Source organism: Pleionea sediminis (genome assembly GCF_007570825.1).
GTDB classification, from domain to species: Bacteria; Pseudomonadota; Gammaproteobacteria; order Enterobacterales; family Kangiellaceae; genus Pleionea; species Pleionea sediminis.
In genome coordinates, this window is sequence record NZ_SUNB01000008.1 from 92205 (window position 1) to 113501 (window position 21297).

The window sequence follows — 21297 nt, forward strand, 5'->3', positions numbered from 1 at the left end:
AGTTAAAGCGTATGACTGACCCTAGGTCTAAAAACAATTCGTTATAATGATAACAATTATGACTATTTTTAGTTTTTAGCCAAGGCGTCATATTCATATGTGATCAAGCCATTAATCAATGATTGGAATTAACAGCATCAATTCGGTAGCGCATTGTTTAAACATATAATTTTAATCAATGACTATTTTAATTACAGACAATTATTAGATACTAAAATATGAAAAATTGGCATAAAGCATGATATCGTAAAAAACAATCTACTTTGAATTGTTTAATTACTAACTATACTAAACCACATAACTATCAACAATCGTGGGAACATTTCGTGAAAAGATTCAGATTTTTAACAATTTTTATTTTAACCGCCCTACTTTCATTCAATGTCACTGCCAGTGAAAAGACATTAGCTGACGTCAAGCAGTTGTCTTTGAACGTTGAGGGTATGTCACCTAAGGGCGTTGTTAACAATCAACTTTATTTTGCGCGATTTGAGGGCTTTACTGAATTACTTAAAGTGCTGGTCGAAGCTTTAAACACACCAGCCATTGAGCCAGTAAAAGCAAAACCACTGTTCACTTTTGATGCTTCCTTTACAGAGAGTAATCAGAAAGACTTGCTGGTCGAAGTAGGAGAATCCTGGATAAGAGTCGAGGATAAAAATTATGACATCACCGAAAAGCAATATGATCGTATTATCGAGCTAGTGGCTCTTCGATTAACTGACGAAGAGTTAGCTCAGCTTTTATCGGAAAATTAATTGTTTTAAGTTTTAGCTAAAGCTTTAGCTTTTAAGCAGTATCTCTAACTATCCGAGGGAGCATACTGCTTAAATTGAATTTAAACGTATTATTTCACTTGGCGTATCACATTGTATTGATTGGTCTTTATATCAACAATCGCGGTTTCTCCTTGTCCACACCAGTTAATTTTTAATTTGACATTACCTTGGTAATCATCCAATCCAAACATCAAACGACGTTCTGATTGTGACAGCAAACCATTGGATGCCACGACTTCTCGCATTTGCATGGGCAGTTCCGTTTCTGAACCATAAATTAGTTCGACACGAGAACCTATAGCATCACGATTACAACTATAACCATTACCAACGAGCTTTACGCCAACCCAACTCTTTGCGGCCGATTGATTCTTATAAATTGCCAAAGGAGCAAATGGTTGTGAAACCAGAACATCCATATCACCATCATTATCCATATCGGCAACCGCAATACCTCGGGCCACTTCCGTATCACTCCAACCCACTTGATCGGCAACATCAACAAAATATTGGCCCTCATTGATATAAGCTCGTTTTTTGTCATGCGGATAAATACAACGTCCTCGTAAATCAGCATAGCTATCCGCAAAACCATGTACCTCAGGGCCAGTAAGCGCAACTTTTTCATTCCAATACCAATAATCAGGGCAACCTTCGTATTGTTCGTCGTAATTATCGTTAACCATGCCATTGGCTTGTAGAATATCGAGTCGACCATCACGATTTATATCGACCGCGGCCGCGCCCCAGCCGAATCGATTTTCATTTAATGCATTCATTGCCATCGCACTGTCAGTAAATGCTTTGTATCCCGTTTCGTTAACGGTCCCATCATTAATCCAAAGCAAACTGCCTTCTGCTTGTAACGCGACATGCACGTTAGAAACATAAACATCCTGATTACCATCATTGTTAAAATCAGCAATCGTTGAGTTCATTCCTTTATAAGTGTCTCTGCCTAACTCTCCCACCAATTTTCCTTCTATAGTTTTAAAGCGATAACCTTCCTGATTAATAAACATTTGATCAGGACCAAAATCATTCGCTAAATAAATATCAGGCCAACCGTCATTGTTAAGATCGCCAACACCAACATCTAACGTCCAGCGAGTTCCTGAAAATCCCCAAGCTTCATTAGACTGTTTTGAAAATCCATCGTCACCACTTAGATAAATAATATTTTCACCGCCGTTATTCGCGTTATGCCAAGTGCGATGCATAAAGTCGAAAGCTCGACGGTCACCTTCGTGTTCAGCCGCAGGCAAATCAAAAATACTAAAATTGGGCGCCTGTTCATAATTTGCTAACTGCGTTCGCAAAGAGTTTCCGACAATTAGATCGAGGCGGCCATCCTGGTTTAAATCAGCCACGTTAGCCGACATCGACGTGGTGTAGTCTCGAAGATTTAATAATTCCGTGTTATCAATAAACTCAAGATAGCCTTTTTCAATCAAATTATTATGAAGAAAACGAGGATATCCAAATCCTGTGGCCAAGTACAAATCTTGATCGCCATCATTGTCGTAGTCAAAAAATAATCCAGTTGCTGCCAAGCCTTCTTCTTTGAAGTTCTTAATAAATTCATCGATTGCTGGTAACGGATGGCGCTGAAAATTAAAGTTACCTTTATTTAAATACAAAGCAGAGCGAGCAGATTCTTGCTTTAGTGAATAACTCACGAACAGATCGGGTAAACCATCATTATTAACGTCAGCTATTGATACGCCATCACCCTGTGCCATAATCCATTTTGAAAGATGCTTAATTCTTGGATCAACCTCTTGCAGAATATTTGAAGGTTGAGATTCTATGCCAGCTCCCTCTGTAGAAATTTTTTCAAATGAAAAGTCAGGAGCTTTCTGCAAGTTAAAAGTATGCGCAGCTTGATAAATAGAAATACCAATTAAGCCAACAACACCTATGGTTACAGGTCGCATCCAATAACTTTTAATCTGTTTTAAGAAATTCAGTGGTTGTTGACGATAAGCTTGGAATGCACGATAGACAAACATTAATGTGTAAAACAAAAATGCTGCTTTAAATAGGGTTGAAAGCGCTTCAAATTTATGCAAAATAAGATCAACAAATGAAATAAAGAATGCCATAAATATTTGACCCGATTTTGAGTTAGGTGACGTCGCCGGATCAGTAATCATGAAGAAGGTAAATAAATAAAATGCTGGAGAGGTTATTGTTCCCAAAATTATCGTTTCTGCAGGAACATGATGCTGCGTCAACCAACCACGTATGAATATATTTATTGAATAAAAGATCAAAAAAGAAATAATTAAAGCATTCCGATTTATTTTGAACACAAATAAAGAAAGTGCTGCGGTCACAACAAAAAAGCTTATTGCAGTATAACCACCCCATTGATAAGCTGGAGATGGACTGATCATTCCCTCCCCTAAAATAACCGCAACCAATAATCCAAATAAGTTTGGATTATACAAATGACGGCCATTGACAGTGATGAGATATTTGGAAGCAATCGCAAAAAATGCCGGCAAAGCCGGTAACCACAAACCATGAGCGGTATTTACAAGTATGCTTAGGCCCATTCCGGTAATTGCCGCACTTAAAGGAAATACGATTTTTTTCCTAAACAGTGCTGAAAACGCCATATCGAGTATACACGTTGTCATGACAATAATTAAAATTTGTCCAGGACTTCGATTAAATCCTAAAAAAGTGACGCCCACCAATACATAGGTAAGTAATATAAAGAAAAATGGTATTCGAGGATCCTTTCTTGATGGAAAGCGATCCATATTTGAGTAGAATCTTGCCAAAGGATTCTTTATTACTAATTCGGTCATAATATACCCAGCTATTTTAATGGACTTAATGTTAAATTTTAAAATTGTTTTTCAGTTTAAACTTTCGAAGATTCTAAAAGTGAATATCATGTATCAACCGTCATCGATTGCTTTAATCTCGAAGGTGCTTTATCAATAATGTCATCAAAAGGATCCAACCTTCGTATATCACGCACTAGAGAAGGTAACGATTGCTTATGGTAATTTTCTAAACCACACTCATCCATAAGCTCACTCAAACGGTTTAAATAGCTCCAGGGAACGGTTGGAAAGATATGATGCTCTGTATGTAAATTAAAGTTGTAACAACAAACAATGGATAACCATCGCGGTAACATCGCGCTACGGCAATAAGCTTCTTGCTCGTAGGTTTTTATAGAGTTTGGATGACTGTGACTAATAAAAGGATATAAACCAGCGTGGTGACACAAATTAATCGTTTCAAACCAAAAATAGAATATAAATAATGCAGGGAGAGCATAAATTAGAAAGTTTTCAAGGCCAATTAAAACGGCTAATGCCCCCCATGGAAGCAAGGTAATTACTGCAGACAGTATTGATAATAATAGTTTATGTCGGTCAACCTTTGTTTCTTTTAATAAGCGACCTGGATACATCCAGAAAGCAGAAAAAATCCCAATAGCAGCTGCGACTGGTAATCTTAATACCCACATCACTCGAACAATCATTCGCATTGCCGAACTGTACTCTTGCGCGTCAAGTGCAGCAACAGACGTTGGATCTTTATCAATAACTCCCACCCACTTATGGTGCTTTCGATGAACATTACGCCATGAGACAAAAGGAACCAGTGCGATAGCACCAAATAAACTCCCCATTATCACATTACTGTTGTTCGACTTAAAAAACGTCCCATGCCCACATTCGTGAAGTAATACAAAACATCGAAACATCGATAATCCGAGAAAGATTTCTATCAACCAAAATTGCCAACCAAAGGGTTCAACAATTGTTAACAAAAATAAGCAGCCAGCTATCATCGCTAGCTCAAGCATTGAGATTGTTAAAGCAAGTGAAGAATGAATAGCAAATCCATCTTCTAATTGCACTTGCTCTAATAATTTCACATATTGTTGCTTTTCCATAGTTCTATAGCGACTCGTAAGGTTTGAGGTTATTAATGCAACGCCATTTCAAAGCCAGGCTGATCAGTTATAAAATCTTTATTAGAAAATGAAGAGTCTGTGTGTTTAAAAACTCGTAATTCAAAATCAGTTTTTCGATATCTGAAAGAGCGAAAAGCCTTAATTAATGGAGAGCCTTCAACCAGCATCGTAGACATCATATGCAATCGATCTTGTCTTAAGTCATGGTAGATTGCTTTCAATAGTGAGCTGAGTAAATTTGGATCTTCATTCTCAACTTCAACATGCGTTAGCGTTGTATAATTAAAACATTCTCCAGCCTTTGGTAGTGGCTCAAAATTCCTTAGCTTTGCCTCCAAGTTATAAATTGCTTTAAGTATTCGCATATGTCCATGATAGGCTAGCAAGCGCGTTTTTCTCAGCTCACAATTATTCCATGGGGCGGCAGTCGCTATTATTTTCTGATTATCGTCTCGAATAATATAAAAATCATTAATAGAAAACCCGGGCCACAGGTCAATTCGCTTTTTTAGAGTATCCGCGTCTTGCTGCAAACCGAATACTTTTTGCTTAGAATGTCGCTGTAAATACTCTGAAATTTCCTCTAAGTCATTTTCTGTTGCCCGTTCCACGCGATGAGCAGAAGGCCTAACCTTGCCAACAAACTGTATTGACATCATTGAGTAACGACTCATCACTTCTGAACCATTAAACTTAGTAGCATTGATACCTTTTTTATTGGTACTTATCACAGCACAATGAAATATTTCGACCTGATATAAATGCTTGATGACATTAATGAAATGATGAAAAATAGGTGTAAGCTTAATCTTCTTACGGTGGCCTGCTTTTACTCTAAGATCACAGGCATAAGCAACATCCATTAGTTGACCACCAAACCAACCTTTACGAATGACAAAACTAACACAACCAACAACCTCTTCACCTTTCTCTATAATAAATGTAATAACCTCGCCCAAATGCATGCGAAGAAGGTCGAAAAAATTTTCACCTCGTTCCTCGATGAGTGGCATAGCACCTTCAGAGTGAATACTCTCTAATAGTTGACCAAGCGGTTTTGAATCGTGATTTGTTGCCATTCTCACTTGATAATTTTGAAAGGTTTTAATTATATCCAAAAGGTTATCTCCCGGGTTCTGGGACTGGGCTTTTTTAGAGTTTGATCGGATTCTTCATAATCGCGAAGAGACTCAATATATAGGTGAAGTGTGTCTGCCTGAGTACTCTTAAACTTGGGAGGAGCTTCGCGAAATGACTGTCCTTGATTGGCCATGATATCGACGTCTTGATTAATTACTTGCTTTGTATACCAAGGTAACCATACTGGTGCGAAATAATTTAGCAATCCAAGTTTATAACTAATACATGTGTAGACACGGGTTTTTAACGCAGATATCGGAGTGCAGGTGCTGGTGATAACGAATCCTCGTTCCGGTTCATTATTTTTTGGATTACGCCACAAATAATCGACTCTCGTATTATTCGGCATATAAAACTTATCGGTGTGAAATAACGGGCGCTTATTCGGATTGAGTATCCGATCGGTAAAGCCAATTTCATCTTGCTCCTGGTAATAAGTCACCAGCACACTGTTTTCCGTGCGCTCTACCGTCGCGTCGACTTGTTTACGCGATCGACTTCTAAACCACCCTTTATGGACAAAAACGGTATGAGGTACATCCATAAAGTTTTCTGCTAGGCTGGTTACGTTATTATCGAAATCAGTCACCATATAATAGGTGCCCCAATCTTTAGTATTATAAAAAGGCATATTGAATGGCCTTTTTTTGGCATCAGGCTCTTTGTCGAATCCCATCCAAACCCAAATAAGACCTTCCTGCTCAATAACAGGAAAAAACTCCACTTTTCTATTGTTAAAGGCTTTGCCATGTTCACTTTCTGATGGAACATTAATGCAGTCACCCAGCTCGTTAAATTCCCAACCATGATAAGGACATTTGATACAATCTTCTTTAACACCTATTTCACCCGTACTTAACATCACATTACGATGAGAGCACCGGTCTCGTAAGGCGACAGCAGAACCATCTTTCTTCCGCCATAACACGATTCGAGTATCCATAATGACCACCGATTGCGGTTTCTTACGTGTCACTTTTTTACTAAGCATTGCGGCATACCAATATTCGGATAATTTTCCGCAAGTTTCACGTAAGGGTTCTTGATACTGGAGCATGCTAACTTCCTACTTCGATGTTTCTTTGTTCTAGCTGAGGGTTGTGATGAGCAAAAATAGAGTGCCAATCAACTCGTGTTTCTAGAGCGATTGGTTTAATGTCACCCAGTTTTATTCCGCGGCTTTGTAGCGTTGATTGATAAGTCATCCAGCCTCGATAAACTCTTCGCCACATAAGAGGCTGTAACTGCTGTAAACGCTGAGCGTATTGATAGTGATGGGATTGAGACAAACTTCGCTCGACCAAGTCGCTCCAGGTATCAATCACCATATTACTTTGAGTACTCTCAATGTATAGACAATACTTACCTGGAATATCTCTGGGTGGAGTGAGCAAGGCAAAATCGGGTTTAAATCCTGTGACATTAGAGGCGTATGCCATCGCTTTTTCGACCAAGCCGCTATGTATTTTTTCGCCAGCTAAATCACTTATGTGATCCAATTTACCGACAAACTGAATTTTCGGTGTCGTACCGACATATCCAATACACTCAACAATATCTTGTAATTGATAACGATACAGTCCGCCTTGTGTCGTCACCACTGGAATATATTGCTGCCCCTTAATCAACTCATGACTTAAACAAGTTTCTTGCCGATCTGTACCTAAAGGTAAAAACTCTAGAAAATGACTGCCTATCGCTAAAACATGACCTAGAGGATTCCTAGTATTTGGTTCGGTATTATTAATTTCATGTTTATCAAAACTATCAGTTTCATGCCACGGAATTGATACCACACATTCCGTTGTTAATAATCCTTTTCCTTGAATCGGGGTATTAGGAAAATAATTACCAAGAACGCTAGCAAATCTTTGAGAAATACCATCTGTCCAACATGAAATCAAACCCAAATTCGACCATATATGCTCAAAATCTACTTCTCCAACACCCGTTACTCGAAATATTTCTGCTCGACGAGATGGAGTTAAGGCATGAGTGAGCTCTTTAAAATTATTATTAATAAATTCTAAAAGAACCGTTAAGAACGTAGGGCTCCATACAGATATCAAGGAAAGATCGCGTGTTTGCAACAATTTTAATGCTGTTGCAAACTGCCATTCATGCTCATTCTTAATACAACGAACGGAGCTTGGTACGGCCATTATTTTGTTTATAAACCAACGACTTACTGGATCGAAATACTCGCTATCATCGTTCATTCCGACGGGAATTGTGCTTTGATAAACTTCTTGTTCATGAGCTGGAGAAACAGACCAGTAGTGTTGACCAGTGAATGCCTTTGGGTAAGCGAGACTTAAATTCCACAACCAAGGTTTAGTTGCTGAATTAAACGCATCAAGTAAAGACTGTGTATAAGGAATCAGTTTTTGCGGGCCACTCGAACCACTAGTGGGCTCAAAAAAACGAACGGATTCCGCTGTTAACTGATTGCTCTCACCTACCCGAATGCTATCTATATAATTAACATAGTCTTCATATTTTGTGAGTGGTACGCGAGAACGGTATTGACTGACATCTTTGATACTATCAAAAGAGTATTCTCGACCGAAAATGGACGTCTCATTCTTTTTCACTATTGATTTTAGAAGACATTCTTGTGTTACTTGAGGATGGAAAAGTGAATTCGAAAAGCACTTTCCTTTGCTTTTCAAACTCAATTGATAAACACGATGCAGTGCTTTCAGTGAAACGCTCATACTATGTCTTTCTTAGCCGACGAACTAACTTTTTGACCAGTTTGAAAGGATAGCCCCAAACTAATGAAGCGTTAACCAGTCCCAAACAACATAATTCATTACCAACCGAATGCTTAGGATTAGTTTTAACAAAAAAATCGATATCCGGAAAACGACGTAACTCGCTCGTTACTGGAGCTACAGCTTGCTTCAACTTGCCTGCTTGCTCAGAAAACTCTAATGTTCCTGTTTCCGCTCGCCAAGCATCGGCAAACATTCTCTCAGACAAATAGGCGATTATATTCTTAATATTTGAAGGCATGTCTTGAAAGTGGCATGGCCAATACGCGTTAAAATTACGACTAAGCAATAAATAGGTTTTGTAACCTTTCGAAATTAAATACCAATACACTGGTATAAAAGGATGTTTTATAAACTCTTTAAAAAGGTACAAATAAAAGCGCTTTTGTAACGCTGTTTGCCCCCAATAAGCCTGAGCTATAATGGTATCTCCAGAGAAAATCACCCGAGCCCTTTGACCATCAACCTCTATATAAAAGCTCTTAATCGTCGAAAAGCCTTGTATTCTTTTCTGTCTATCCAGAAGAAGAATGACCCGACTTTTATCATATAGATCATTGAGGAACTTATCGTATGTAACATCATCATAATAACTTTCAAATAAAAGCCACATTTCAATGACTTGCTTTTCAGTTAACGACTGTACGCTTAAATCAACGGATGAAAGTTTGGCAAACTTACTATTATCTAAACTAACTGAATTTGCTGAATTGGAAAGTTCCACAAAATCGCCCCATTTTTGTCCCAATCGATGTTTCCTGAAGCGTTTTTTATATGCCCCAAAATTGGCGTGAAGGCTAATACAACTTTGCGAATTGAGTCAACAGTAATAATACAGCGAAGTTTTACCACAAATGACAGGATATACTGCGTAAGAATAATTATTATCATTTAGATTATTGTAAAGAACATCGAATTTCAAAAATACATTAACTCTAAACTGACCAATCATTCCTTAAGAATTAAGACGTTATTGACTTTATACGGCATTTGTTTTCAGTCGACTCTAATATCGAATTTATCGAAAAATCTCCATTACCCAAAAATCCCAAAATAATTCCATCAAAAAAACTACGACTTACCGACAAGCTTTTCAAATTTTTAAAACAGTATTTTTCAGCGAACAGTCGTTTTTTTTACTAGTGCAGTATAGCGACACATAAAATATACACAGTTAAATAATCCGACAACATCTATACAACACATCAAGTCTCGTTTGTTATTTTCAGCCAAATCAAACATACCATTCGTCTCGCTCTCTCGAAGCTCGAGCTCTAAAATATCGAAACTATAACTCTCTAAAATAGATCCAATCGGAATTAAATCACAATTAGCGGATACCAAAGTTCAACAATAGAAACCACTAGCATTTACAATAAAGTACAGATAACAAACTCAACCCAAAGGGAAAATATTTTAGTAGTTCTTTTCATTCGAGCTATTATCTTATGAAGCCCACGGATAGCTATCGATTTTCACTAACTCTTATTTAAAAATACAATACTCAGAAAAAGAACTCTATAAATCATTAGAATCCAACTGTGACGTAAGAAGCTCTTTAGTTGTAAAGCTTTAAGATATATTATCATATAAATATTTTTTAAGATTAGAAATAAAATAACGAGGCGACTTCTTTAATTAAAAAATAAGAACATAGCTTAATTTAAAAGCGAGAGAATTATATTTTTATGATATACCACTCATCAGCGAACAAAGCTTTCAGATAACCCTTCCTCAAAAAATTGGACGAAAAGAATTTAAAATCACCATTAATTACTCCAACCATCCTTGCTCGAGTAAACTTCGCAACTCAAATACAGGTGTAAAAAAACATCTACTAGGGCAGAAAAAAATTTGAAAAACCTACTTTTACATTGTACAAAAATCAATTTTTTCCAAATACATAAAGCAACTTATTTATCAGCTTTAAGGGATAAGCAACTATCCCAAAAAACTTAACGTAACTTCGGCAACAATACTCATTTTCCTCCGAATACAATGGATTTACAGTCTCCAATGTATCTATCGAAGTGAAGCCAGAACTCTCTTTATTTTTATCTTTTACAGCAACTGCATCATCTAAATTTAAATTTTTCACAACAGTCCCTCTCAGCTTTGCTTACAAAGCGCCCTCTTTAAGCACGCTAATGCATAATTTAACTGATAAAAAGGCTAATACAACCGCTGGAATTCCGTCAACCGTTACTACAGAGCGCTAATCGATGGTATAAACCTGGGTTTTGACATAAATAACATGCCTATTATTTAGCGTACTTAATTCGAGAAACGATTCCTTATGATTTCATTAAGAAAATTAAAGAGTCAATCCATTGCCACGAAAGGTTTCAAAGCGAATTGAGAGTTATTCTAGTATCAGCTCTAATTGATACCACTTAACAAAAAATATCAGTTAACTAAAAATCCCAATCGATTAACCTAATTCCAAACAGGATTCATCGACAATATTTTCAAATTCTTGAAATAGTATTTTTTTGATATGAAAATTATTTTTTGTTAACGCAACATTGTGGAAAATAGATTATCGTTATACCTGCGTTAAAAATGTATACACCATCAAATAATTTCAATAAAGAAAAGTAAATTCAATTGTATGTCAGACTCTTAGAAGACGACTAACATTTGAGGCCCTTTAACATAAACGATAGTACCACTACCTATTCACTCAGCCAACCCTAATTACTACCAAAATAACTTTAAAGAAAGACAATTAATCGGCACTCTATTTGTCATTGACGGTTCCTCATCGCCTGAAGGTCTAGCCGACGCTGTCTTTACTAAATTTCAACCACACGAGTTTTAGCGATATCATCGTGTAAACAGTTATGGTCTTTACGAAAAATTAACAGTGCATCAACAATAGTTATAATACCTCCGATCAATGGAATTTGTGACACAATCCAAATTGGCAATAGTCGTAAAAATAAATAGGTATTGCCACTAACCTGTTTACCCTCGAGTGTAACCACTTTGGTACCACAAATAAGCTTGCCCAACGTTTGTCCTCGGTTATAAATTAAATAACCATTTATCATCAGATACACACCGATACCGATAAAAAATGACATAATTTGATAGAATATCGGCAACTGGCCATCAGAGTCCATTAGTGCATAAAAGCCAAGTAAAAAGAAAATAATCGCAACAGGAATCATCAAAAATATAGTATCGAGCAATGCCCCAAGAAATCTCAGGCCACGATTCGCCAAGTTGAGCTGAGAATTTGTCGGTTGAGTAACATCGGATTCCGGAGTTTTAAATGGATCAGTCATATGAGCACCTCCCGCTCTAATAAATTAGTGCCAATTGAAGTTACTTTCTATTATAGACCAGCAGCCAATAATGGTTTTAGTGATGTGCGATTAGTCAAAGCGATTGAAACTTCCTTATAAATCAGTGGCGACTTATTCGATTCGTTGCGAATATTCAACCAAGACCATCGACGATTTCCTTTTCGTTAAGGAGCTGTCTCGAAGACTTTATCCAGGAAGTCGAAGCTACCCGAACCCGATATTCAAACACTACGACTTTGATTCAATACCTGTTCAGCTAAAAGTCAGCTATCGCACATTATTCTTCCTTCATCTTTCATTCAGGCTTAGGATCTTTCGTTATGCGCTTTATCATTGTTTCATTAATGATTGTTTTATTAACAGGCTGCTACACCATTACTCAAAGTGAAGCCGTTATCTCATCTACCATCAGAAATAATGCCACAGCAATTCCAATTAAAACGCCAAAATACTCATTTTTTGGCAAATACAAAGAACAAGCGTTTGGTCCGTTTTTCGTCACCAACATGAAAGTACGAAGCAAAGACCGAGATCATGACCATGTTGATCTGGGAGATCTGTATCAATATGAAAAGTCCGAGTACTCACAAAAATTTTCATTTAATCTAGCCTACGATTTGGATTCATCCACAGATAGCTGGCGAGTTCGTTGCATACACTACGACTATTTCAAAGCCGTTAGAGTAACAATTGTTACAACAGATCACTCGAGAAAGGCGGGTCTGGATTGCTCAATCACTCATGAAATACATGGTGCTTATTCGCTACGTTATCGTGCTCCGAATCGGTTTGAAGTTTTTTCAGATAAGTTTTCATCTGACAGTAAAGCGCTAATAAATGTTCGTCCTCGGTATGAAATAAAAGAACATCTTGAAAATGAATCCGAGGTGCTTATTAAAACATCGATGACGTCTGACATAACCGGTTATGAATTTCTTGATTCCAATCTGAACTATGTGGCGGGTTTAACAATGGTGGGAGAACCCACTCTTTGGTTAATGGATGGTAACTCCACAGGAATGAATGGGCTTGCTGCAGCGATTAGTTATACTCTGAATTTATACTCAATAAAAAGGAGTTAATAACTATATGATTCAGTAATGTTAACTTAGCTGTCGAGAGTTAATGTTAAACTCATTAACTCTCGAATAATGGTTAATTAAAAATAAAATCTGTTCTCGTTTAACGCTCAACTAAATTCTCTTATAATCGCACTTAATTGTTCCGCAACGTACTGTGGGTCATCACTATTGATGGCCACACACACATTCGACTCATCTGTACCAAGCATTTCGGAGAAAAAGCCGCTTACGCCACGCGCTTTGCGATCAATCTCAAGATAGACATTATACGCATCATCGTCTGGAATCATGATCATTTCTAACTCATCAAGCTTTCCATAAAACTTCCCGGATGTTGGCTTAAATTCAAATTCCTGAACAAAAGGTAACGGAGACAGTCTGCCATCACATCCTTCTGATTCAGCTTCTACAAGTTGAAAACCCAGTTCACTAAGAGCGTCCAACAAGGCCTGTTGAATGTTAGTGGGTTGGATTGTTACATAGTCTTTATCGGACTTATCAAGCGCACTATCAATATCCAAATTGGTTTTCAGCCAAGAGTTAGACTTGCCGTAACTTAAAGGCGCAAACGGTGACAAAGTAAAACTGAAAGGAATCTGTTTAGCTTCGCCTTCTTTAATCACGAAGCTTTCTTCGATAATGACAGAGTTAATTTTTGACGAACGTTCAACAAAGCGCGTATAGGTTTCTTCGTCTTCTTCATATTCTTCTTCGATAAAGTAATTTGAGTATATATCAAGATCAATCTTGTTGATTTCCTGTTCGACTTTACCGCCTTCGATATTAAGCACCCCGCTTACTTCTTGTCCTGGTATCAGTACATCCGTATCAAGTACAGCATCAATTTTTGCCGCACCGATGCCAACCTTCGATAGCATTTTATTTAAAAAAGACACAATATCTCCCTTGTTATTTTTTAATCAATCTATTTTATTTTCTTCATTCTATTAGATAGTTTAGTACCTTAAATTCTCTCTTTATTACACAAGCTGTCAAAGAAACATTCCGATCGATAAATATTGTCTTCCAACAGTACATTTTTATTTACACGGTCAGTAGTATTCTTTTAATCTAAATTGAGCAATCACATTATATTGAGTAGCAGAGGTCAAATAAGCATGTATAAAAATCGTCAGGTGGGTTATCCAATAATTATCATCATGGCATTATCGATCGCTATAACGATTATTGCGACATTGCCACAAATTGGCGTCGAAATATGGTTTGTTACGGCACTCCTTAGTTCTATTATGTTGCTCTTTTCAACTATGACGATTACCATCAAGGATCAAGAAATTCAATGGTACTTTGGCCCCGGATTTTGGAAGAAAAAGCTCCCTCTTACTCAGATTCGTCAAGTTTCAGTAGAAAAAGCTCAGTGGTACCATGGATTTGGTATTCGTCTACGGCTTAATGGATGGATGTACCGAGTTAGCGGTGCTTCGTTGGTTGTTTTAGAACTAGAAAATGGTACTACCGTGAGCTTAGGTACCAACGATTCGGCGCACTTAGTGAGAGCTATTGAAGAAAAGCTAAGCCAGCCGACGGTAGAATCTGCGTTAATTAACGAATAGAACTGGACGAAAACACACGATCGAATGTCTGTTCATCACTCATATTTTAAAGCTACAATGAGTCTTAAGTTATATAAATATCTTATTGTTTTTCTTGGATTAAACTGTAAGCTAACGCGTCAGTTTAAGGCAAAACAAATGCGGATTGTATAAGAGCCACTTCGTTCTTTTAGGTTTTCGGGTAATATTTTATTAAAGGCTGAGACTCCTATTTATCTCATATAGATATTTAGAAAGTGGATAAAATTTAGAGGATTCAGATGGACTTAAAAATTAAAGTACTCGCTGTGGTGTTTGCCATTATCGTTATGGCGGTATATATGCAGCCGAAAAACATTCCTTCAACGGCGCTCCCCACTTACGAAGCAACAACACAAACCGATTCAGGTAAGCGACTCGCCGGTGGACCATGCCAGGCAGAAAAATGCCTTACCATTTATGTCGCGCCCTGGTGTCCCGTGTGTAAACGAACAGCACCAATGATCAATCAATTAGTCCCCGCTGCCGAAGCCAAAGGAATTGAGGTTGATATGATCATTGGATATGACGAAGAATCAAAACTAAAGAGCTACGCCAAAAACCATCCTTTCACTGTTTTGCTAGATACAGAACGCACATTCTTTAATTTAGCCGAAGTTGAAGCTGTACCCTATTTTGCGGTTACCGATACCGATGGAAATGTTTTACAAGAACTCCGTGGCGGCAGTACTAACGTTAATTTTATGCTGGAGCAGTTGGGTCTTTAGCTTTTTATAAGGGCGCTATAGTTTTGCTCTCACTGCAATTGCACCTTGCGCCGTTTTTAATTTTCATTTAAAACACAAGCAAATGCTGATTAGCGAGCTAAATAGCCGCCATCGACATCGATGACTTGTCCCGTAATGAAGCTGGATTATTCTGAAAATAACCATAAGACACAGTCGGCAACTTTAGAAGGCTGTCCGACCCGTTCCATCGGTTGAAACATTGCAAATTATTTTAACGTCTGTTCTTCGTGTTGAGTAATCCGTTCTGCCATTTCAGTATGAATCACCGCCGGACAAACAGCGTTAATTCGCACCCCGCGAGTAGCATATTCTAGCGCAGCAGTACGAGTAAGTTGGATAACCCCTCCTTTGGAAATAGGCAGGTAACGAAGGAAAACCAACTTTGCCTGCAATTGACGCCATATTCACAATTGCACCACCGTTTGTCTGAAGCATTAATGGCAATTCCTACTTCATGCAATGAAATACACCGCTTAAATTAACCGCAATCGTTTTGTGCCAATTCTCGGCTATACATTCTGCGGTTTTTCCTTGAAGTTCTTCAATGCCTGCATTGTTAAAGGCATAGTCCAAACGACCAAATCGAGCTTTAATTTCGGATAATAGCCATTTGACGGAATCTTCCTCGGCAACATTAGCGGCGATAAAATGAGCTTGTTGATCCATTTCGCGAAGAGTTTCAGCCACTTGTTCGCCCCGAGCTTTGTCGATATCCGACAGCACAACGCAATCACCCGTCTGGCAAACGCTTCCGCTGTCGCTTTACCAATACCCGCACTGGTTTCTGTGACTAACACGACGGATTGAATTGATGAATTCATATCTTCCCCCTAGCAAAAAAGTGCACTTCGCTCCGAAGATAACGCTCCCGCCAAAAAAACTTAAACCGGAAAAACTTGAACCAATTACCATCAGTCCCAATATAAAGGCTTTGAAAATGTTGAGTTATAATTTAGATCACAAAAGTGGACGTTTTTCATACGCGTTAACATCAATAATTTGGCTAACTTGAATAGACAAGGTGAAGGTCAACAGCAAGAGTCTAAAACAAAGGTTACATTTAGCAAACAGTCATTAACCGGACAAAGTTTAAAGGTAATTTTTCTCTTGTGAGATAAATCGCAACTGTGGTCTCATGAACGAAGGTAGGACTGTAAAATTGATTGTTCATAAAATAAAAGATTATCGGCATCATCTTTAGTTATTTGTTTATGAGATTCTCCCGCTGTGACATAAAGAGTTGGCTTTACCCCTTAAGAATAACAAGAAAAATAAGAGAAACACTTTAATGCTCCCTGTTTTAACCATTAAAATCATTTTTTCCTGATGAAATATTATTCAAAATCCATAATTCTAATTTTGGGTATTGCACTGCTTAGTTTGGTGAGTGACACCACTGCGGCACCGGCATTAAAGGCGAAAGATTTAACGACTCACTCGCTAAATAAGAATTCTTTTGAATTACGTGCCACGCTGGTCAATCAATTGTTATTTCAAAGTCATAATTCAATTGTTAAGCCAATGTCTACGAGTTTAGATCGCCCGAGTAATTCACGAGCAATTCAAGAAAATGAGATTCATATTACTTTAAGTTGGGCAGTCATCTTAATATTAATACCATCTCTTTTGTGTCTGTTATTGCTCTACAAAAAGATATTCCTTAAAAAGCATACCAAACAATTAAAACAACAATATGAGAAAGAGTTAGAAGAGGCGGTGATTGATCGAACATCACGCTTATTAGAGGATAAAGAAAAGATACTCAATTTGCTGGTTGCAAAATCAAAAGAAATAGAGAATATTTCGCACGAACTTAGAACACCATTAACTATCATTAAAGGTCGAGCAAACCTTCATCTATCGAAAGAAAATTCAGACGATATAAACTCAACCTTTGAAGTCATTGACCATGTATCCAAAAGGCTTTCTACCGTTCTCGATGACTTCTTAGAAATCGGCCGGATAAACACAGCTGTTTCAGAGAATGTATTTAATACTTACTCGATATCCAATCTAATTAAGGACATTTGCTTTGAATTAAGTGCTTACGCCGACCTAAAAAATCAAAGCTTAATTACAAAGGTTTCAGATGATATTTTTCAAACATGCAATATCAAGCAAGTTGAAAAGATGTTGTTAAACCTTATCTCCAACGCCATTAAGTACACTCAGCAAGGCGGTCAAATCACGGTTAACTTAAGTTGTTACGATGATAAGCGATATAAGGTTACCGTGTCAGATAACGGTCCTGGTATTGCGGAAGAAAATATTCCTTATATATTCCGGCGGTTTTACCGCTGTAAAAACCTTGCGACACATTCTGTGTCAGGTTCTGGTATAGGCTTATCTTTCGTCGATGAGGTTGTGAACTTTTACAATGGAAATATTTCGGTGGAAAGTAAACTCGAAGAAGGTTCAATTTTCTCAGTCATCATGCCGCGAGTTGCTGGTACCAGGCAAGAAAACATTGAGATTCATGATTTTGATGCAGAACAGTTATCAATGATGATGAGCGATACGGTTCCCCAAAGTAACAACGACAAATTAGAAAAGGCACCATCCATTACATCCGATAAGGTGGTAAAGAACTCCGATAAGCCGAGTGTTCTCATCGTTGAAGACAATAAACCAATGAGACAACTTTTAAATGATCAGCTAAAAGACCGCTTTAACGTTAGCAGTGCTTGCGATGGAAGTGAAGCTTTGCAACACACATTAAGAGAGCTCCCCGACATTGTTGTTAGTGATATTAACATGCCGTGCATGGATGGCTATACGCTGCTTGATAAAATTAAGAACAATCCGGCGACCAGTCACATTCCCGTTGTTTTAGTCACGGCCAAAAGTTCCTCTTCTGCACGCATTCTGGGCTTTCGTTATAAAGCAGATGCCTATATCAGTAAGCCCTACGACCAAGATGAATTACTGGAAATACTCAGTACCTTATTGTTCAATCGTCAGAAAAGCCAAAAACATGCATTAGAGCAATTGGAGAAAAATGATTCGGTGCAACTGACCCAGCTGGATAAAAAATCACAGTCGGCTATCGATCGCAGCATTGAATGCATTAAAAGTAATTATCACAATCCGGATTTTTCAATCAAAGATTTAGCTGCGTCTATCTATCTGAGTGAACGTCAATTACTAAGAAAATTTCAAGACACACTGGGAATCTCACCACGTGACTATATTAACGATTACCGCCTATCAATCGCACGCCCGATGGTAATTCAAGGTCTGAAGGTAACAGAGGTAGCACTTAAAACGGGATTCAGTTCCGCAGCGTATTTTTCACGTCAATACAAAAAGAAATTTGGTGTGTCACCCAAATCCGATGCCACTAAAACTCACACGCTTAATCATAATTAATGAATTTCCATATCTTCTTATTCAAAAATGTCCTAGTCGAAACTACCTTATTTAAAGGTGTCTTATTCAAAGAGACTCTTCACTATAGAAAGGTATTGAGTTTCGATTTTCTTAAAAACGTAGGAACTTCATAATTTCTACCCTCAAATTCGTCATTCGACATATCACTTGCAGTTTCGCCAGAGTCTACCTCTGAAGTCAATTCGTCTTGATTTCGGCTATCTATTTGACTGGCGGACTTCTCTCTCGATGAATGATGCAATTTGTCCCTCGACGTTTCTGATAACTCCGGCGCAGCACCTAACCCCGTAACAACTAAAGTAACTCGTATTTCTTCATGCAGCTCCGAATTAATAACCGTCCCGACAACAATCGTCGCAGAATCGGAGGCAAACTCAGATATAGCATCGCCGACTTCAGAAAACTCTCCAAGTGATAAATCTAAACCCGCAGTAATATTTACTAGAATACCGCGCGCTTCTTTAAGATCGACTTCTTCCAATAACGGGCTCCGAATCGCTTTTTCTGCTGCCTCCATTGCGCGGTTTTCACCTTTCGCTCGTCCAATCCCAATAACGGAGGACCCCATTTCAGCCATAACCGTTTTAACGTCTGCAAAATCAACATTAATCATGCCGGGGCAAGTGATCAGTTCAGCAATGCCTTGAACCGCACTTAACAAAACACTGTTAGCCGCTCGAAAAGCATTAACCAAACTGGTATCTTTACCCAACACTGATAAAAGTTTTTCATTCGGTATAACAATTAATGCGTCGACTTGTTGCTCGAGAGCCTGGATACCCTCTTCTGCAATTTGCATACGCTTTCGGCCTTCAAATGGAAATGGTTTAGTGACAACTGCCACGGTTAATATTCCTAACTCCCTGGCAACCTCTGCGACAATGGGTGATGCTCCGGTTCCTGTTCCGCCGCCCATTCCAGCCGTTATAAAAACCATATCAGCACCTGTTAGTACTTCAATAATTCGATCTCTATCTTCAATCGCCGCTTGACGACCTTTCTCAGGATTAGCGCCCGAGCCTAATCCATTGGCAACCCGTCGCCCTATCTGCATTAAAGTTTTACAACTTAACGAAGATAACGCCTGTGCATCAGTATTCGCGCATATAAAATCTACGTCTTCAATGTCATTATCAATCATATGATTAACAGCATTACCACCGCCGCCGCCAATACCGATAACTTTAATCGTTGCGTTTTGATTTAAGTGCTCATTTAACTCAAACATTATTCAAACTCCTCAAAGCAAGAAATATTACCGTTTAACCAGTTGCTCTCTTGTTCGCTCCATTAATTTTAATAGGTGACTAACCCAGCGATTCTTTTTCTCGAAGCTGGGCGGTTTAAAAGTAAAATCATGTAATGATGTATATTGATCGTTTGCGTACTTTATAAGTGACGTCGCATTCAGTAAGGAATGATTGTTGATTTCTACTATCGAAGAAACTCCTAGGGGCCTTCCTATTCTTACTGGATATTTCCATCGATGCTCAGCTAAAATATCAATGTCATTTATCGCGCTGCTTCCTCCTGTTAACACAAACCCTTGAAAGAAAGATGATTTATCAATGTGATTTAAAGCAATACTTTCACTGATCCAATCGAACAGCTCGAGTAAACGAAATCCCATAATGTGCAAAATCAGTTCATCCTTTTTAAAGGGCGAGCTACTTTCCTTGTCAGTTTTCAGATGACTGATAAATTTTTCCACATCAAACTGAAATGACTGTTTAATATTTTCTGCCTCTGAAATGGGTACCTGACATATCATAGCGATATCACGAGTAATCGAGTGACCCGCAATAGGTAATGTGATTTTCTTTTCCATTCGACCATGACAAAACATCACAATATTGGTTGTATCGCTGCCAATATCAATCAAACAAACGCCCAACTCTCTTTCTTGTTGAGTTAAAATACTGTAAGCAACGGCAAGTTGAGTATGAATAAATTGGTCGATACTACGTTCATTTCGACTCATACAATAGGTAAGATCTCGACATATTCGTTCACTACAATTAATAATATCGATGTAAGTTGTTAAGCGTGCACCTTGCAAGCCCAACGGCGAGCTTTTGCAAAACTGACTATCAATAAAATAATAATCAGCCAAAGCATGCAAAGTCCTGTAGTCATAAGAAAATACGGTTTTTATTGCGGTTTCAGCAGCATTAAGTACATCCAAATGCTCAACTTGTTGCGAAGGTATACTAGTAACACCCACCGAATGTAACAAACTGACATGTTGATTATCCACACCCATATAAACTGAAAAGACTTCACAGTGAGTCATCAATTCGATGTTTTCAATCGCTCTTTGCAACGAATAAACGAGAGACTCAACGTCCACAATTTGCCCTCGCTTAATTCCTTTCGATGGAACCTCATTTGCGCCAATTATTTTCAATTGACCGTCTTCACTAGTACTGCCAATGACAACGGCTACTTTTGAAGCTCCTACTTCAACGCCAACAAGTAGTCTCTCTTGTGTTTGCTTTGTCATAGGATTACCTTGCTCATCAACCATTTTA

General features: G+C 38.1%; 16 protein-coding genes and 1 pseudogene. 5 read left to right on the forward strand and 12 right to left on the reverse strand.

Annotation, left to right across the window (positions count from 1 at the left end):
* The first annotated feature begins 326 nt into the window (after positions 1-326).
* Positions 327-758, forward strand: coding sequence for a hypothetical protein (locus FAX86_RS20185; protein ID WP_144395309.1), 432 nt, complete (start codon positions 327-329; stop codon positions 756-758).
* 89 nt (positions 759-847) lie between these two features.
* Here the strand turns inward: FAX86_RS20185 and FAX86_RS20190 are convergent, their stop codons facing one another.
* The 7 genes from FAX86_RS20190 to FAX86_RS20220 form a co-directional block, all read right to left on the reverse strand.
* The gene (locus tag FAX86_RS20190; protein ID WP_144395310.1) at positions 848-3598 is read right to left on the reverse strand and encodes an FG-GAP-like repeat-containing protein; all 2751 of its coding nucleotides are present in this window, start codon (positions 3596-3598) and stop codon (positions 848-850) included.
* An 86-nt stretch (positions 3599-3684) separates the two neighbouring features.
* Positions 3685-4704 (reverse strand): fatty acid desaturase family protein, encoded by a 1020-nt coding sequence (locus FAX86_RS20195; RefSeq protein ID WP_144395311.1) that lies wholly within the window; start codon positions 4702-4704, stop codon positions 3685-3687.
* A gap of 32 nt (positions 4705-4736) precedes the next feature.
* Positions 4737-5843 (reverse strand): hypothetical protein, encoded by a 1107-nt coding sequence (locus FAX86_RS20200; protein WP_144395312.1) that lies wholly within the window; start codon positions 5841-5843, stop codon positions 4737-4739.
* Entirely contained in the window at positions 5834-6922 is a 1089-nt protein-coding gene (locus FAX86_RS20205; protein WP_144395313.1) for an aromatic ring-hydroxylating oxygenase subunit alpha, read from the reverse strand. The genes FAX86_RS20200 and FAX86_RS20205 overlap by 10 nt, the downstream gene beginning before the upstream one ends.
* Position 6923: 1 nt before the next feature.
* A complete protein-coding gene (locus tag FAX86_RS20210; protein ID WP_144395314.1) occupies positions 6924-8582 on the reverse strand; it encodes a GH3 family acyl-acid amido synthetase in 1659 nt (552 codons plus the stop codon).
* Between the two features lies 1 nt (position 8583).
* A complete protein-coding gene (locus FAX86_RS20215; protein WP_144395315.1) occupies positions 8584-9390 on the reverse strand; it encodes a hypothetical protein in 807 nt (268 codons plus the stop codon).
* Between the two features lie 2047 nt (positions 9391-11437).
* The gene (locus tag FAX86_RS20220) at positions 11438-11932 is read right to left on the reverse strand and encodes an RDD family protein (RefSeq protein ID WP_144395316.1); all 495 of its coding nucleotides are present in this window, start codon (positions 11930-11932) and stop codon (positions 11438-11440) included.
* Positions 11933-12273: 341 nt separating this feature from the next.
* Here FAX86_RS20220 and FAX86_RS20225 point away from each other — a divergent pair, with 341 nt between their 5' ends.
* Positions 12274-13035, forward strand: coding sequence for a hypothetical protein (locus tag FAX86_RS20225; protein WP_144395317.1), 762 nt, complete (start codon positions 12274-12276; stop codon positions 13033-13035).
* A gap of 107 nt (positions 13036-13142) precedes the next feature.
* On the opposite strand, the gene FAX86_RS20230 is transcribed toward FAX86_RS20225, so the two are convergent.
* Entirely contained in the window at positions 13143-13931 is a 789-nt protein-coding gene (locus tag FAX86_RS20230) for a sporulation protein (RefSeq protein WP_144395318.1), read from the reverse strand.
* 222 nt (positions 13932-14153) lie between these two features.
* Here FAX86_RS20230 and FAX86_RS20235 point away from each other — a divergent pair, with 222 nt between their 5' ends.
* Entirely contained in the window at positions 14154-14609 is a 456-nt protein-coding gene (locus FAX86_RS20235; protein WP_144395319.1) for a hypothetical protein, read from the forward strand.
* 260 nt (positions 14610-14869) lie between these two features.
* Positions 14870-15355: a TlpA family protein disulfide reductase gene (locus FAX86_RS20240; protein WP_144395320.1), complete on the forward strand. Its 486-nt coding sequence runs from the start codon at positions 14870-14872 to the stop codon at positions 15353-15355.
* Positions 15356-15582: 227 nt separating this feature from the next.
* Here the strand turns inward: FAX86_RS20240 and FAX86_RS22815 are convergent, their stop codons facing one another.
* Both FAX86_RS22815 and FAX86_RS22820 read right to left on the reverse strand, forming a co-directional pair.
* Entirely contained in the window at positions 15583-15768 is a 186-nt protein-coding gene (locus tag FAX86_RS22815) for an SDR family oxidoreductase (RefSeq protein WP_281286448.1), read from the reverse strand.
* Positions 15769-15823: 55 nt separating this feature from the next.
* A pseudogene (locus tag FAX86_RS22820) lies at positions 15824-16105 on the reverse strand (SDR family NAD(P)-dependent oxidoreductase); the annotation flags it as partial.
* Between the two features lie 597 nt (positions 16106-16702).
* Between FAX86_RS22820 and FAX86_RS20250 the strand changes: the two are divergent.
* Entirely contained in the window at positions 16703-18745 is a 2043-nt protein-coding gene (locus tag FAX86_RS20250; RefSeq protein ID WP_144395321.1) for an ATP-binding protein, read from the forward strand.
* Positions 18746-18827: 82 nt separating this feature from the next.
* On the opposite strand, the gene ftsZ is transcribed toward FAX86_RS20250, so the two are convergent.
* Entirely contained in the window at positions 18828-19994 is a 1167-nt protein-coding gene (gene ftsZ, locus FAX86_RS20255) for a cell division protein FtsZ (RefSeq protein WP_144395322.1), read from the reverse strand.
* A gap of 27 nt (positions 19995-20021) precedes the next feature.
* Positions 20022-21293 carry a cell division protein FtsA gene (gene ftsA, locus FAX86_RS20260; RefSeq protein ID WP_144395323.1) on the reverse strand — a complete coding sequence of 424 codons (1272 nt, stop codon included), beginning with the start codon at positions 21291-21293 and terminating at the stop codon, positions 20022-20024.
* Positions 21294-21297: the final 4 nt, after the last annotated feature.